The sequence below is a fragment of the Duganella sp. GW821-FHT07G03 genome, assembly GCF_059418605.1.
The window spans coordinates 88,784-103,136 of record NZ_JBWKQE010000002.1; the positions used below are offsets into that span (position 1 = coordinate 88,784).

A 14,353-nucleotide genomic window follows, 5' to 3' on the forward strand; every position below is an offset into this window, starting at 1 on the left:
GCGTCTAATCCGCCAGATTGGCGTACAGCGCCGTGCTCAGATAGCGCTCGCCAAAGGACGGGATGATCGTCACGATGATCTTGTCCGCATTCTCCGGCCGCCGCGCCACCTGCAACGCCGCCCACAGCGCGGCGCCGGAGGAGATCCCCACCAGCAGCCCCTCCTGGCTGGCCGCCAAGCGCGCGGTCGCGAACGCGTCGTCGTTCTTCACGCCGATGATCTCGTCGTACACCTTGGTATTGAGCACGGCCGGCACGAAGCCCGCGCCTATGCCCTGGATCGGGTGCGGTCCCTTGATGCCCTTGGCCAGCATCGGCGACGCTTCCGGCTCCACCGCGATGCAGCGGAACTCCGGCTTGCGCGCCTTGATCACCTCGCCCACCCCGGTGATCGTGCCGCCGGTGCCGACGCCGGCCACCAGGATGTCGACGCGGCCGTCGGTGTCGGCCCAGATTTCCTCGGCCGTGGTGCGGCGGTGCACATCGGGATTGGCGGGATTGTTGAACTGCTGCGGCATCAGGTAGCGCGGATCGCGCTCGGCCATCTCCTCAGCCGTGCGGATCGCGCCCAGCATGCCCTCGGCGCCGGGCGTGAGCACCAGCTCGGCGCCATAGGCGCGCAGCAGCATGCGGCGCTCGCGGCTCATGGTGTCGGGCATGACCAGCGTGCAGCGGTAGCCGCGCGCGGCGCACACCATCGCCAGCGCGATGCCGGTGTTGCCGCTGGTCGGTTCGAGGATGACGGTGTCGGGACGGATCTGGCCGGCCGCTTCGGCCGCTTCGATCATGGACAGGCCGATGCGGTCTTTCACGCTATGGGCCGGGTTGCAGTATTCGAGCTTGGCCAGTACCTGGGCGGTGCTGCCCTTGGCCAGGCGATTGAGCCGCACCAGCGGGGTGCGGCCTATCAGTTCGGTGACGTCGTTGGCTATCTTCATCTGGAACCTCCGGGGTGGGACGGAGGTTCCAGTCTACGCCTTTATTTCACGTCCATCAGTTCGACATCGAAGATCAGCGCGGAATTCGGCGGAATGCCGCTGCCTGCCGACGGCCGTGAGCCATAGGCCAGTTCCGACGGAATAATCAGCGTGCGCTTGCCGCCCACTTTCATGCCCTGGATGCCCTGGTCCCAGCCCTTGATGACGCGGCCGGCACCCAGCACGAACTCCAGCGGTTCGCCGCGCGGGATCGAGGAATCGAACAGCTTGCCATGCATGGCCTTGGCCAGCGGACGGTACAGCCAGCCCGAGTAGTGCATGTAGACGGTGGAGCCGGTGGTCGCTTCCTTGCCGGTGCCGATCTTGCTGTCGGTGACGATCAGCTGTTCGGCGGCCGGGCCGGGCGTGGCCGAACCCACCACCATCGGTGGCGGCGGCGGCACATCGGCAGGGGTGGCTGGAGCCGCCGGCGCGGTCGGGGTCTGCGCCTGGGCCACGGAGGCCGCCAGCGCGCACAACATGGCTACTAATACGGAACTACGCGTCATGGTTTTATTCTTTCGATGTGGTCTGTGGATAGCACGGTCCCCGTGCCAGCGCGCACCATGATAGCAAACCCGCATCGTCAGCTGGATAAAATCTAAATCGTTTCGGCCGGCGCCACCGCTGGTGGCACGCTGTCGGCCAGGCGGCGCAACACCTGGCTGGCGGCCACCATGCCGAAGGTGGCGGTGACCACCATGGCCGAACCGAAGCCGGCGCAATTGAGGCCGGTGACGCCGCCGGTGCGCTCGTCGCCGTCCACCGCGCACACGTCGGCCGGCTCCGGGAACTTCAGCGGCTCCATCGAGAACACCGCGTCGACCTGGAACTTGGTCTTTTCGCCGCGCGGGTAGCCGTACTGGGTGCGCAGCACCTTGCGCACTTTTTTCAGCAGCGGCTCCTGTTCGGTGCGGGCCAGGTCGCGCACGGCGATCTGGGTCGGGTCGGTCTGGCCGCCGGCGCTGCCGATCAGTATCATCGGCATGGCGTGCTGGCGGCACCAGGCGATCATCGCGGCCTTGGCCTTGACGTCGTCGATGGCGTCGACCACGAAATCGTAGTGGCCGGCGCCCAGCATCTGCTCCAGGTTGTCCGGCGTGACGAAGTCCTCGATCTGGTTGACCTTGCAGAACGGGTTGATGTCGGCGATGCGCTCGGCCAGCGCGCTGATCTTGGCCTGGCCGACGGTGCTGCCCAGGGCTTGGATCTGGCGGTTGATATTGGACTCGGCGACGTTGTCCAGATCAATCAGGGTCAGCTGGCCGATGGCGCTGCGGGCCAGCGCCTCGACGATCCAGGAGCCGACGCCGCCGGTGCCGACCACGCACACGTGGGCGCTGCGGAAGCGCGCCAGCGCGCGCTCGCCATAGAGGCGGGCGATGCCGCCGAAGCGGCGTTCGAAGTCGACATCGTCGAATTGGGTAGGTGCTATGGAGTTCATGCCGACATTTTAACGGACGCTGCGGCAAAAATTATTTTAGAATGACTTTCCCACCCAGCCAGAGCGCCCTCCCATGAGCATTTCCCTGCACGACACCGCCCCCGACTTCAGTCAACCGATAGCAGTCTTGAAACATTGCCACGACCGCATACGCAAGCAGCTGGAGACCCTGCAGAAACTGCTGGACCACCTGCCCGCCCACGGCGCCGACGCCGACGCGCAACAAGCCGCCCAGGCGGTGCAGAAATATTTCAACAAGGCGGCCCCGCTGCACCACGACGACGAGGAACAAAACCTGGTGCCGATGCTGCAGGCCACCGCGCGCGACGCCGACGCCCTGCTGCTGGCCGCACTGGTGCCCGGCATCCTGGCCGACCACCAGCAAATGGACCAAGACTGGCATATAATTAATTCGCAACTTGAACAAATCGCCAACGGACAAAATAACGCGCTGTCGGCCGAGCTGGTGCAGCGTTTCTGCGACAGCTACGCCGCCCACATGGTGACCGAGGAAACCAATATCGCGCCGATGGCCAAGCGTTTGTTCAGCCCGGAGCAGATGGCGCAGTTGGGCAGCGCGATGCAGGTGCGGCGCGGCATCACGCCCGACCTGCCGCAAAGCCAGGTGCCCGAGCAGCAGCAAGTGGCGGTGTCCGACGCGGTGGCCGACGGCGTGGTGCTGGCCGATCTGCGCCTCGATTACGGCCGCGCCAGTTTGACGGAACAGGACGTGCTGGACGATCCGATCGCCCAGTTCGGCAAATGGTTTGAAGAAGCCCTGCACGCCAAGGTCAACGAACCGAACGCGATGAGCGTGGCCACGGTGGACGCGCAAGGCAAGCCCAGTTCGCGCATCATGCTGATCAAGCAGTACGACGCGCGCGGCTTCACCTGGTACACCAACTACGGCAGCCAGAAGGGCCGCCAACTGGGCGACAACCCGCACGCCGCGCTGCTATTCTTTTGGAGCGAGTTGGAACGCCAGGTACGGATAGAAGGCAAGGTCGTCAAGACCTCCGCCGAGGACAGCGACAAGTACTTTTACAGCCGGCCGGTGAAGAGCCAGATCGCGGCGATCGCCTCGCAGCAAAGCGCGCGCATCGCCAGCCGGGAACAGATGGAAACCAATTACGATGCCGCCGCCGCGGTCGGCGGCGAGCATCCGGTGCGGCCGGAAAACTGGGGCGGCTATCGCCTCGATCCGGTGCGCATCGAGTTCTGGCAGGGACGCCGTTCGCGCTTCCATGACCGGATCGTGTATCTGAAACAGGCAGATGGAAGCTGGGTGAAGGAGCGCCTGCAGCCGTAAGCACAGCGCCCCCTCGCGGAACACCAGACCATCGCTTGCGGTGGTCTTTTCGTTTCTGGACTCGGAGGTGTGATCGTGTTCGTACAAAACCGTCTCAGTAGCTGGATCGCCGGCATCCGCCAGCAAATCGCGCTGCCGCTGCGCATCGAATTGTGGAACGGCCAGCACGTCGACTTTTCCACCGAGGCGCCGCGCGTGACGATACGCCTGCCCAATGTGTCGGCGGCGCGCTATCTGCTGACGCCGTCGCTGTCCAACCTGGGCGCGGCCTATGTCGAGGGCGCGATCGAGGTCAAGGGCCGCGCGCACGACATGATCGCCATCGTCAACGCGCTGGCGCGCACCACGCTCAAGGCCGAGGGCAAGTTCGCCCGCATCGTGCGCAGCATGGGCCACAGCAAGCAGCGGGACGCCGAGGCGATCCGCTACCACTACGATGTCTCCAACGAGTTCTACCAGCAATTCCTCGATCCGGCCATGGTGTATTCCTGCGCCTACTTCGAGGACGGCGACGAGGACCTGGCCAGCGCCCAGGCCAAGAAGATAGCCCACATCCTGCGCAAGATCGAGCTCAAGCCGAACCAGACGCTGCTCGACATCGGCTGCGGCTGGGGCGCGCTGGTGATACGGGCGGCGCAGCAGTACCAGGCCCGCTGCGTCGGCATCACGCTGTCGGAAAACCAGTATGAGCTGGCCAAGGAGCGCGTGCGGCGCGCCGGGCTGGAGCACCTGGTCGAGATCCGCCTGCAGGACTACCGCGACGTGCGCGGCCAGTTCGACCGCATCACCAGCGTCGGCATGTTCGAGCATGTGGGCGTCAAGCACCTGAGCGAGTATTTCGCCACCATCCACAAGCTGCTGGCGCCGGACGGCGTGGTGATGAACCACGGCATCACCACCACCGATCCGGACAACGGCGAGACGCCCTACGGCGGCGGCGCCTTCATCGACAAATACGTGTTCCCGCAAGGCGAGCTGGCGCACATCGGCCATGTGCTGAAGGCTATGCAGCAGGGCAAGCTGGAAGTGTCGGACGTGGAAAACCTGCGCCGCCACTACGCCCGCACCTGCGCCATCTGGACCGACAATTTCGAGGCCAACACGGAACGCGTGCAGGCGCTGGCGGGCGACAAGCGCTACCGCATCTGGCACGTCTACCTGGCCGGCTGCAGCTACGCCTTCGAGCAGGATTTGATCAGCCTGTACCAGATCGTCGGCCGCAAGGCGGGCCAACGCAGCGCGGCGCTGCCGTGGTCGCGCCGGCACATGTATCCGCAGCCGGCCGGCGCCGGCGCGCACTATGCGCTGACCGATGACGGCGTGCCGTCGTTCTCGCTGCTTCAGGAGGACGGTGGCGCGGCCATGGCGTCGATGCCGCCGGCTATCAAGTCCTTCAGCGCCACGTAGACTTGCTGCAAGGCCGGCTCCAGCCGCCCCGACGCCAGCTGCCACGACTGGCCGGCGTGCAGCGCGGCCGACAGCTGCTCGGCCAGCGCCACCGCGCGCGCCGCGCCGAAGTTGACCAGCACGCCCTTCAGGCTGTGCGCCGCGCGCATGCTGCGCTGCAGGTCGCCCGAGGCCAGCGCCGTGCACAGGTCCTGCCACAGCTGCGGGCCGTCGTGCAGGAACAGCGCTGCCAGTTCCAGCAGCAGTTCGGCGTCGCCGTCCAGCCTTTGCAGCGCGCCGCGCCAGTCCAGCAGCTGCTGGCCGCTGTCCGGCTGGTAGCGCAGCAGCATCTCGCGCAGCTGCTGGCTGTCGACCGGCTTGGCCAGGTAGTCGTCCATGCCGGCGTCCAGGCAGCGCTCGCGGTCGCCGGTCATGGCGCGTGCGGTCATCGCGATAATCGGCACGTGGCCGCCCTGCGCCGATTCGCGCAGGCGGATCTGGCGGGTGGCGGCCAGGCCGTCCAGGCCGGGCATCTGCACGTCCATCAGGATCAGGTCGTACTCGCCCTGGCCGGCGCGGTCCAGCACGGCCAAGCCGCTGTCGACCAGCGTGACGCGGTGGCCCAGCTTTTCCAGCAGCCGCATCGCCAGCCGCTGGTTGACCGGGTTGTCCTCGGCCAGCAGCACGCGCAGGCCGCCGCGCGCAGACGCCGGCACGGTTGGTGGAAGATCGCCGACGCCCACCAGCAGGCCTTCGTCGTGGGCACTGCGGTTCAGGTTTTGTCCCGGCGCCAGCACGGCCAGCGGCGGCAGGGGCGCGGCCTGCGCCACGCCTGTATGCAGCAGGGGCACGGTGAAGCTGAACACGCTGCCCTGCCCTGGCGCGCTGTGGACTTCGATGCGGCCCTGCATCAGGATCACCAGCCGGCGGCAGATCGCCAGCCCGAGGCCGGTGCCGCCGTACTCGCGCGTGGTCGAGCCGTCGACCTGGGCGAAGGCTTCGAAGATCATGTGCTGTTTTTCCGGCGGCACGCCGATGCCGGTGTCGCGCACGGCGAACACGATCTCGCTGCGGTCGTCGTGCTCGGCGGCGATCGACAGTTGCACCGTCACGCCGCCCTCGCCGGTGAACTTGATGGCGTTGCCCACCAGGTTGAGCAGCACCTGGCGCAGGCGGCCCGGATCGCCCTTCATGATGCGCGGCAGCTCCGGCGGAATCTCGGCCGCCAGCGCCAGCCCTTTCTGGCGGGCCCGCAGGCTCATGGCGCGCAGCGTGTCGCCGACCAGCTGGCGCAGGTCGAACGGCACTTCCTCGATGTCCAGCTTGCCCGCTTCGATCTTGGAGAAATCCAGGATGTCGTCGACGATGTGCAGCAGCGCGTCGGCCGAGGCTTTCACCAGCATCAGGTCGGCGCGCTGGTGGGCGTCGATGTCGGACTCCAGCACCAGCTCGGTCATGCCGAGGATGCCGTTCATCGGCGTGCGGATTTCGTGGCTCATATTGGCCAGGAATTCGCTCTTGGCGCGGCTGGCCGCCTCGGCCGATTCGACCGCGTGCTGCATGGCGGCGCGGGCGGCGCGCTGCTCGCTGATGTCGATGAAGTAGCCCAGCATGTAGGACAGCCCGCCGCTGTTGATGACCTTGCGGCTGACCAGCACGTCGAGCGGCGGATCGAAGGTGGCCATGCGGCGCTCGGTGGTGACCATGCGGCCGCTGGACCAGGCCAGCTCGTCTTCCTCGTGGGTGGCGGCGGCCCAGCGCGGCGTGGCGAATTCGTCGACCGTGCGGCCGAGGATCTCCGCCCGCGAGCGCTGGGTGAATTCCTCGAAGCGGCTGTTGAAGCGCAGGAAGCGGCCGTCGCGGTCCTTGAGGAAGATGGGGATGGGCAGCTGGTCGAGGATCTGCTCGGTCAGTTCCTGCTGGTCGCGGGCGGCCTGGTCTTCGGACGGCGCCCGCAGCTGCACCTGCAGGTCGGCGTGCAGGTCGCGCTGCAGGCCGGCCAGGCGCGCGGTGCGCTTGTCGCGCCAGGTGCCGACGTTGCCGCGCTGCTGGCGGTTCTCCTTGCGCAGCAGCGCGTTGGCCGAGCGCAGCTGGAGCACTTCCGCTTCCATCTCGGCCAGCGCGGCCAGTTGCGGTTCCAGCAGGCGCGCCAGTTCCTGGGCGTCGGAGGTGTGCAGCGCTTGCCGTATCAGGGCGACGTGGCGGTCCTGGTCCATGACCGCGTCAGGCCGTCAGCGCGGCGGCGCCGCCATGCTCGTCGCGGAAGCGGGCGCGGATGGCCTGCACGTCGTCCCAGCGCTGCAGCAGCGCCTCCACGCAGCGCGGATCGAAATGGGTGGCGCAGTTGTCCAGCAGGTGCTGGCGCGCGTCCTCCATGCTCCAGGCCTGTTTGTACGGCCGCACGCTGGTCAGCGCGTCGAACACGTCGGCCACGGCGACGATGCGGCCCACCAGCGGGATGGCCTCGCCGGCCAAGCCGCGCGGATAACCCTGGCCGTCGTAGCGCTCGTGGTGGGTCAGCGCGATCTCGGCCGCCAGCTTGAGCATGCGCGCCTGGCAGTCCTTGAGAATGTTGTAGCCGATCTCGGCGTGCTGGCGCATGACGACCATCTCCTCCGGGTTCAGGCGGCCGGGCTTGAGCAGGATGTGGTCGGGCGTGCCGACCTTGCCGATGTCGTGCATGGGGGCGGCGTTCAGCACGTCCTGCTGCTGTTCCTCGGACTGGCCCAGCTGTTCGGCGATCAGGCGCGAGTAGTGCGCCATGCGCTGGATGTGGGCGCCGGTTTCGGGGTCGCGGTATTCGGAGGCGCGGCACAGCAGCATGATGGTTTCCTGCTCGCGCGCGCGCAGCTCGGCCGTGGCCTTGGCCACTTCCTCGGCCAGCCAGCTGGCGCGGTGCTGCAGGCCCAGCGTGGCGCTGCGCAGCGCCAGCATGTTGCGGGTGCGGGCCAGGAACTCGACCTTGTCGATCGGCTTGATGAGGAAATCGCTGGCGCCGTTTTCCAGCGCGCGGTGGCGCACGTCGACGTCGACGCTGGCGGTGACCATCAGCACCGGCGGGCGCTGGTCGGGCGGCGCTTCCAGCCGGGCGATCAGTTCCAGGCCGTTCAGGTCCGGCATCATGTAGTCGACGATCAGCAGGTCGTAGGGATGGCTGTTGCACCAGGTCAGCGCCTCGCGCGCCGACTGGAAGCTGATGGTGCTCACGTCTTTCAGTTTGTCGACCAGGCGCGACATCAGCACCAGGTTGATATGGGTATCGTCGACCAGCACCACCTTCATGCGTATCCCCTAGTTGTTGTTTTATTTTAAGCGATGCGCGTAGGTGCTCTTGAACTTGGCGACCTTGGGCGCCACCACGAAGGCGCAATAGCTTTGCAGCGGATGCTGGCTGAAGTAGTCCTGATGATAGGCCTCGGCCGGATAGTAGGTCGAGGCCGGCGCCAGTTCGGTGACGATGGGCGCGTCCCAGACCCCGGCCATCTGCGCGATCACCTGGCGCGCCGTGGCTTCCTGCTGCGGCGACTGGTAGAAGATCACCGAGCGGTATTGGGTGCCGACGTCGTTGCCCTGGCGGTTCAAGGTGGTCGGGTCGTGGATGGTGAAGAAGATTTCCAGCAGGTCGCGAAAACCGATGACGGCGGGATCGAATTGCAATTTCACCACTTCGGCGTGGCCGGTGTCGCCGGCGCAGATTTGCTCGTAGGTGGGGTTGGGCTGATGGCCGCCGGTGTAGCCGGACTCGACATGGACGACGCCCTTGACGCGGGCGAACACCGCCTCGGTGCACCAGAAGCAGCCGCCGCCCAGATAGGCCGTTTCGAGCGCCGTGCCCGGCGCGGACTGACTAGTCATGACTCCCCCGCGTAGAAGAATGCCCACGGGTTCACTGTAACGCAAACGAGCAGCGCGTGCACCTGCATTTGGCTTCAGCGCAGAGACCATGACAACCCCGACTCACAATGAGGCGGAATCAAAGACAGGCTAAATCGTTATTTTTTCTCAAATCACAGTACTTGAGCTCGCTGTAATTTTTAGTTCTTTGCGCAACAACGGGAGCTTGAAAAATGGATCAGGAATTGGAACTAAGCGGAAAACAGTGGGCTAGGAAATTTCCCGGAAGTGCAGATACAAAAGACTTGTCCGGGAATTTTCGTCTTGCTGTGGAAGCCTTTATTTATGCAATGAAAGAGGCGGGAATTAAAGTAAAAATCAATGCTACTTTTAGACCGCCGAAGCGATCATATCTCATGCACTATTCCTATAGAATTGCAAAAAATGGATATGATCCGAAAAAAGTTCCTTCAATGCAGGGAGTGAACATAAACTGGGATCACGGTACAAAAGAAGAATCCGTAAAAGCTGCAAGGGACATGACTTCGGCTTTAGACATACAAACACTACAGACAAAACCGGCCCTCCGCTCTCAACACAATGCAGGGCTTGCCATCGATATGAATATCTCCTGGGGAAAAACAATCGAAATCAAGGGCGCGAGCGGCGCCATATTGAAAATCAATACGTTGCCGAGGACCGGCATGAATAAGCAATTGATAGAAGTTGCGCGGACTTATGGCGTGAAAAAATATAACGGGCCTGGGCGAGATTTCCCACATTGGTCAAACAATGGTCGTTAAATCAAGGAGATTAGTATGCGAATTCGATACTTGTTTTTGCCTCTCGCCCTCACTTCTTCGCTAGCTTTCCCTGTCGAAAACTCACCTCACGATGTAAAGAAGTTTATTTACAACGCTGGCGCATGTGAGCATTTAGGCGGCGAATACGACGGTGAGCTTCCCAAGGAAGAGAAAGAGCAGATACGGAAAGACATCGACAAATATTGCGGGGGAGCTAAAAGTCAATTTGGCATTCTAAAAGAGAAATACAAAAACAATCCGATACTACTTAAGCGAATAAAGAACAACTATAACGATAGTGTAGCGAGCTATAAAAAATCGCCTTAAGGAGCCGCCGGCCGGATGCGTGTCTGGCAAGGACTGGGTAGTCACGACGCCCTCTCGTGGATAAATATTCGGCGGCTCGCTGTCGTGCAAACCAAGGCAATACGCTATCGCACGGTAAACTTTGGCATAATGGCTGAAAAGTCACAGGTCCACCATGCACACTCGTTCCCCCCGCGCCGACCAGCGCCCCTTCGATACCAGCCATTTTCGCCAGGCGCTGGGCCAGTTCGCCACCGGCGTCACCGTCATCACCACCCGGCTGGCGGACGGCAGCTTCCGCGGCCTGACGGCCAGTTCCTTCAATTCGGTGTCGCTGGACCCGCCGCTGGTGCTGTGGAGCCTGGCGACCACGGCCAACAGCATGCCCATCTTCACCGGCAATTCGCACTACGTCATCAATGTGTTGTCGGCCGACCAGGCGCACCTGGCCAAGCAGTTCGCCACGCGCGGCATCGATCCGTGGGAAAACACCGAATACGAGCTGTCCCGCACCGGCCAGCCCATCCTCAAGGGCGCGTCGGCCTGGTTCGAATGCCACAACCGCAGCCGCTACCCGGAAGGCGACCACGTGATTTTCGTCGGCGAGGTCGAGCTGTGCGAGTTTTCCCCCTCCCCGCCGCTGATTTTCCACAGCGGCCAGTTCGGCAGCCTGGGCTAAAAACGGAAATTGGTGTCGCCATTTGAAAAGCCGTTCCGGTGGCCGCGGCATAGAATGCGGGCAGCCTTCACCAATTTTCATAATGAGAGACCACTATGAGCCAAGCCCGCGCCCAATTCCACTGGGATGATCCCCTGCTGCTGGACCAGCAACTGACCGACGACGAGCGCATGGTGCGCGACGCCGCCGCCGCCTATTGCAAGGACAAACTGGCCCCGCGCATTCTGGACGCCTTCCGCCACGAGAAGATGGACACCACGATCTTCCGCGAGATGGGCGAACTGGGCCTGCTGGGCCCGACCATCCCGGAACAGTACGGCGGTCCCGGCCTGAACTATGTGGCCTACGGCCTGATCGCGCGCGAAGTCGAGCGCATCGATTCCGGCTACCGTTCGATGATGAGCGTGCAGTCGTCGCTGGTGATGGTGCCGATCTACGAGTTCGGCACCGAAGAGCAGAAACAGAAATACCTGCCGAAACTGGCCACCGGCGAGTGGATCGGCTGCTTCGGCCTGACCGAGCCCAACCACGGTTCCGATCCCGGTTCGATGATCACCCGCGCCAAGAAGGTGCCGGGCGGCTACTCGCTGAGCGGCGCCAAGATGTGGATCACCAACTCGCCGGTGGCCGACGTGTTCGTGGTCTGGGCCAAGGACGATGAAGGCGCGATCCGCGGCTTCGTGCTGGAAAAAGGCATGGCCGGCCTGAGCGCCCCTGCGATCCACGGCAAGTTCGGCCTGCGCGCTTCGGTGACCGGCGAGATCGTGATGGACAATGTGTTCTGCCCGGAAGAGAACGCCTTCCCGGACGTGCGCGGCCTGAAGGGTCCGTTCACCTGCCTGAACTCGGCACGCTACGGCATCGCCTGGGGCGCGCTGGGCGCGGCCGAAGACTGCTGGCACACCGCGCGCCAGTACGTGCTGGACCGTCACCAGTTCGGCCGTCCGCTGGCCGCCAACCAGCTGGTGCAGAAGAAGCTGGCCGACATGCAGACCGAGATCACGCTGGGCCTGCAAGGCTGTTTGCAGCTGGGCCGCATGAAGGACGCCGGCACGGCGGCGGTGGAAATCACCTCGATGATGAAGCGTAATTCCTGCGGCAAGTCGCTGGACATCGCCCGCGTCGCGCGCGATATGCTGGGCGGTAACGGCATCTCGGACGAGTTCGGCATCATCCGCCACATGGTCAACCTGGAAGTGGTCAATACCTACGAAGGTACGCACGACATCCACGCGCTGATCCTGGGCCGCGCCCAGACTGGCATCCAGGCGTTCCAGTAATTACGTCAGACGTAAAAAAACCCCGCCAGCCTGAACGCGCTCAAGATCGCGCTCAGCGCCGGCGGGTTTTTTTTTACTTCCGGTTGAGGCTTAGAAGCCTTTGAAGTTGTAGCCTATGCTGACGCTGACGGCCAGCGGATCCAGGCGCACGTCCTGGGTTTGGCCGGTCGAGAAGTGCACCACGGTCTTGAGCTTGGTCTTGATGACGGTGGCGTCGACAAACCATTTCTCATTGATCTTCACGGTGCCGCCGATCTGGTAGCTCATGGCCCACTTGTCGTCCAGCTTGAAGGTGGTGCCAGGGCCGCCGGTGTTGAGCAGCGCGGTCAGCTGGCCGGAGCCGGTCTCTTTCTGGAACATCGCGTAGGTGATGCCCAGGCCCACATACGGACGGAACATCGAGTTGGCCGGCAGGAAGCGGTACTGGATGAAGGCGGTCGGCGGCAGCACTTCCGAGGTGCCCAGCTTGCCCGAGCCCTGGATGGAGCCGGCGCCGACCAGGTCGTGCTTGTACGGCAGGCCCAGGTCCACCTCGGCTGCGATGTTATCGGTCAGCATGTAGGCGATCGCGAAGCGCGGCTTGGTGTCCGAGCCGACATCGGCCTTGGTGCCCGGCAGCGCCGGCGCCGAGACATCGCCCGAATCGACTTTCGGCGTGATCTTGTTGATGCCCAGCGTGCCCAGCCAAGTGCCCTTGGTTTGTTGCGCCGACGCGGCCGAGGCTACCGTCAGTGCGGCGGCCAGCGCCAGCAGTTTTACCGTGTTCTTCATATCGTCTCCTGATTTATTGTGTTGTGAGTCCGGCAGCCGTCCGCCCACAGGCGGCGGCTGCCTGCGACGACTGAATTACAGCCAGCCCTTGACGACCAGTTTCTCGGCCACGTAGCGGGCCAGCAGCAGGTTGTTGAATGGCGTCGGGTGGACGTCGTCGGCGAAGGACCAGTGGCTGATGTCGCCGGCCTTGACGTTGCCGCCATTGCAGACCAGCGAGCTGGCCAACGGGTTCTTGGCAACGCTCAGATCGCAGGCGGTTTCCGACACATTGGTCAGGCCGTATGGACCAGGATTGGTGGCCTGGTCGTGGCTGACGGCGAACACATCGACGATCAGCACTTTGGATTCCGACGCCAGGCCGGTGCTCAGCGCGCCGTTGAAGGCGCTCACCATGGCGTTGATCAGGGCCTGCGAATCCGGCTTGCTGCGGCCCGACGGCGTGGTGGCCACGTCCGGCAGGTTGTTGACGGTGACGTAGTTGGCGCCGTTGGCGATGATCTTGGTCTTGACCAGGGCGGCCAGTTCGGCGCCGGCGGTGGCCATCGCGGTGATCAGCTCCGGACCGTGGGCGGCGGCATAGTCAGCCCCCGCCTTGGCGCCGGCGGCGTTGCCGGCGGCGGTGCCGGCGGCGGTGGCGTCGGCCGTGGCCTTGGCGACCATCGGCTGCCAGACGGTTTGCGCAGCGACCGCCGAATTGCCCGGCTGGACGGCGGCGGTGCCGATGGCGACCTGGGTGATGCTGGTCTGGGTGCTGCCGCTGCGGGCCGCTTCCGTTTGCGCGGCCAGGCCGATGGCGGCGGCGGCGGCTTGCGGGGTGGTGGCGCCGGCGGCCAGCTGGCCTACCAGGCTGGTGACGTAGGCGGCGGCGCCTGCTTCAGCGCCAGCCTTGGCGCCGGCAGCGGTGCCGGCCGCCGTGGCGTCGGCGCTCAGTTTGGACAGGTTGAACAGCGCATCGTTGCCGCCGGCCATGACGAACACCATTTCATCGCCCTTGAACTTGCCGCCAACGGCTTTCAGGTGGTTGTCGATCTGGGTGGTGACCGGGACGGTCAGCGCGCCCAGCGGGCTGCCGGTCAGCTTGTTGCCCGGGCCGACAGGATTGGTCACGCGGGAGCCGCCCTGGGCGTAGCCGTAGCAATTGGCGTGGGCCACTTGCGGTACCGAGAAGCCCTTGCTGGCGTCGCCGTCCAGGCCGGTGAGGGCCGCGCACGGAGCCGCCACGCCCAGCTGGGCGGCGACCAGTTCGGTCCAGTTCTTGCCGGTCAGCGTGGAGGCGGTGGCGGTGTTGTCGCCGTTGATCGTAAATTTGCCGCCCTTGAGCAGGGCTACCGTGCCGACGGCGTAGGAGCCGACGTCGGACAGGCTGTCGCCGAATGACACCTGGCTGCTGTACTTGTTCTTGATGGTCTGATCACCAGGCTTGGGATCGGTTCCGCCGCAACCCGCAAGGACGGCCAGAGTCATTGCCGCGAGAGCAAATTTAGTATGACGCATGTTGTCTCCTAGAAAAATTTTTTTATAGTGTGATACGAACGGCCGTGCTATTCGCAACCCAACTAATA

At 64.3% G+C, this 14,353-nt stretch carries 14 protein-coding genes; 6 read left to right on the plus strand and 8 right to left on the minus strand.

Going from position 1 to position 14,353, the window contains the following annotated elements:
* Positions 1-4 precede the first annotated feature (4 nt).
* The 3 genes from cysK to tcdA all read right to left on the minus strand — a co-directional run bounded on the left by cysK (position 5) and on the right by tcdA (position 2,420).
* A complete protein-coding gene (gene cysK, locus AC07OK_RS04230; RefSeq protein WP_494689107.1) occupies positions 5-937 on the minus strand; it encodes a cysteine synthase A in 933 nt (310 codons plus the stop codon).
* 41 nt (positions 938-978) lie between these two features.
* A complete protein-coding gene (locus AC07OK_RS04235; protein ID WP_494689377.1) occupies positions 979-1,458 on the minus strand; it encodes an FKBP-type peptidyl-prolyl cis-trans isomerase in 480 nt (159 codons plus the stop codon).
* A gap of 119 nt (positions 1,459-1,577) precedes the next feature.
* The gene (gene tcdA, locus AC07OK_RS04240) at positions 1,578-2,420 is read right to left on the minus strand and encodes a tRNA cyclic N6-threonylcarbamoyladenosine(37) synthase TcdA (RefSeq protein ID WP_494689108.1); all 843 of its coding nucleotides are present in this window, start codon (positions 2,418-2,420) and stop codon (positions 1,578-1,580) included.
* 73 nt (positions 2,421-2,493) lie between these two features.
* Between tcdA and pdxH the strand changes: the two genes are divergently transcribed.
* Positions 2,494-3,729, plus strand: coding sequence for a pyridoxamine 5'-phosphate oxidase (pdxH, locus tag AC07OK_RS04245; protein ID WP_494689109.1), 1,236 nt, complete (start codon positions 2,494-2,496; stop codon positions 3,727-3,729).
* A gap of 75 nt (positions 3,730-3,804) precedes the next feature.
* On the plus strand, positions 3,805-5,136 hold the full coding sequence (locus AC07OK_RS04250) for a class I SAM-dependent methyltransferase (RefSeq protein ID WP_494689110.1): 1,332 nt from the start codon (positions 3,805-3,807) through the stop codon (positions 5,134-5,136).
* Here the strand turns inward: AC07OK_RS04250 and AC07OK_RS04255 are convergent.
* Genes AC07OK_RS04255 through msrA form a run of 3 tightly spaced genes read right to left on the minus strand, consistent with a single transcriptional unit; the run spans position 5,070 to position 8,970 of the window.
* On the minus strand, positions 5,070-7,331 hold the full coding sequence (locus tag AC07OK_RS04255; RefSeq protein WP_494689111.1) for an ATP-binding protein: 2,262 nt from the start codon (positions 7,329-7,331) through the stop codon (positions 5,070-5,072). The two genes, AC07OK_RS04250 and AC07OK_RS04255, sit on opposite strands and share 67 nt — an antisense overlap.
* A 7-nt stretch (positions 7,332-7,338) precedes the next feature.
* Positions 7,339-8,397, minus strand: a complete 1,059-nt coding sequence (locus tag AC07OK_RS04260; RefSeq protein ID WP_494689112.1) for an HD domain-containing phosphohydrolase — start codon at positions 8,395-8,397, stop codon at positions 7,339-7,341.
* A gap of 21 nt (positions 8,398-8,418) precedes the next feature.
* Entirely contained in the window at positions 8,419-8,970 is a 552-nt protein-coding gene (gene msrA / locus AC07OK_RS04265; protein WP_494689113.1) for a peptide-methionine (S)-S-oxide reductase MsrA, read from the minus strand.
* Positions 8,971-9,182: 212 nt separating this feature from the next.
* On the opposite strand from msrA, the gene AC07OK_RS04270 reads away from it, so the two are divergent.
* From AC07OK_RS04270 to AC07OK_RS04285, 4 genes are all read left to right on the plus strand, one after another.
* Positions 9,183-9,752, plus strand: coding sequence for a hypothetical protein (locus tag AC07OK_RS04270; protein ID WP_494689114.1), 570 nt, complete (start codon positions 9,183-9,185; stop codon positions 9,750-9,752).
* A 15-nt stretch (positions 9,753-9,767) separates the two neighbouring features.
* Entirely contained in the window at positions 9,768-10,079 is a 312-nt protein-coding gene (locus tag AC07OK_RS04275) for a hypothetical protein (protein ID WP_494689115.1), read from the plus strand.
* A gap of 154 nt (positions 10,080-10,233) precedes the next feature.
* A complete protein-coding gene (locus AC07OK_RS04280; protein WP_494689116.1) occupies positions 10,234-10,737 on the plus strand; it encodes a flavin reductase family protein in 504 nt (167 codons plus the stop codon).
* Positions 10,738-10,832: 95 nt separating this feature from the next.
* Positions 10,833-12,017, plus strand: a complete 1,185-nt coding sequence (locus AC07OK_RS04285) for an acyl-CoA dehydrogenase (protein WP_217945022.1) — start codon at positions 10,833-10,835, stop codon at positions 12,015-12,017.
* Positions 12,018-12,107: 90 nt separating this feature from the next.
* Here AC07OK_RS04285 and AC07OK_RS04290 read toward each other — a convergent pair whose 3' ends face one another.
* A complete protein-coding gene (locus tag AC07OK_RS04290) occupies positions 12,108-12,788 on the minus strand; it encodes an OmpW/AlkL family protein (RefSeq protein ID WP_494689117.1) in 681 nt (226 codons plus the stop codon).
* A gap of 75 nt (positions 12,789-12,863) precedes the next feature.
* The gene (locus AC07OK_RS04295; protein WP_494689118.1) at positions 12,864-14,285 is read right to left on the minus strand and encodes an SGNH/GDSL hydrolase family protein; all 1,422 of its coding nucleotides are present in this window, start codon (positions 14,283-14,285) and stop codon (positions 12,864-12,866) included.
* Positions 14,286-14,353 lie beyond the last annotated feature (68 nt).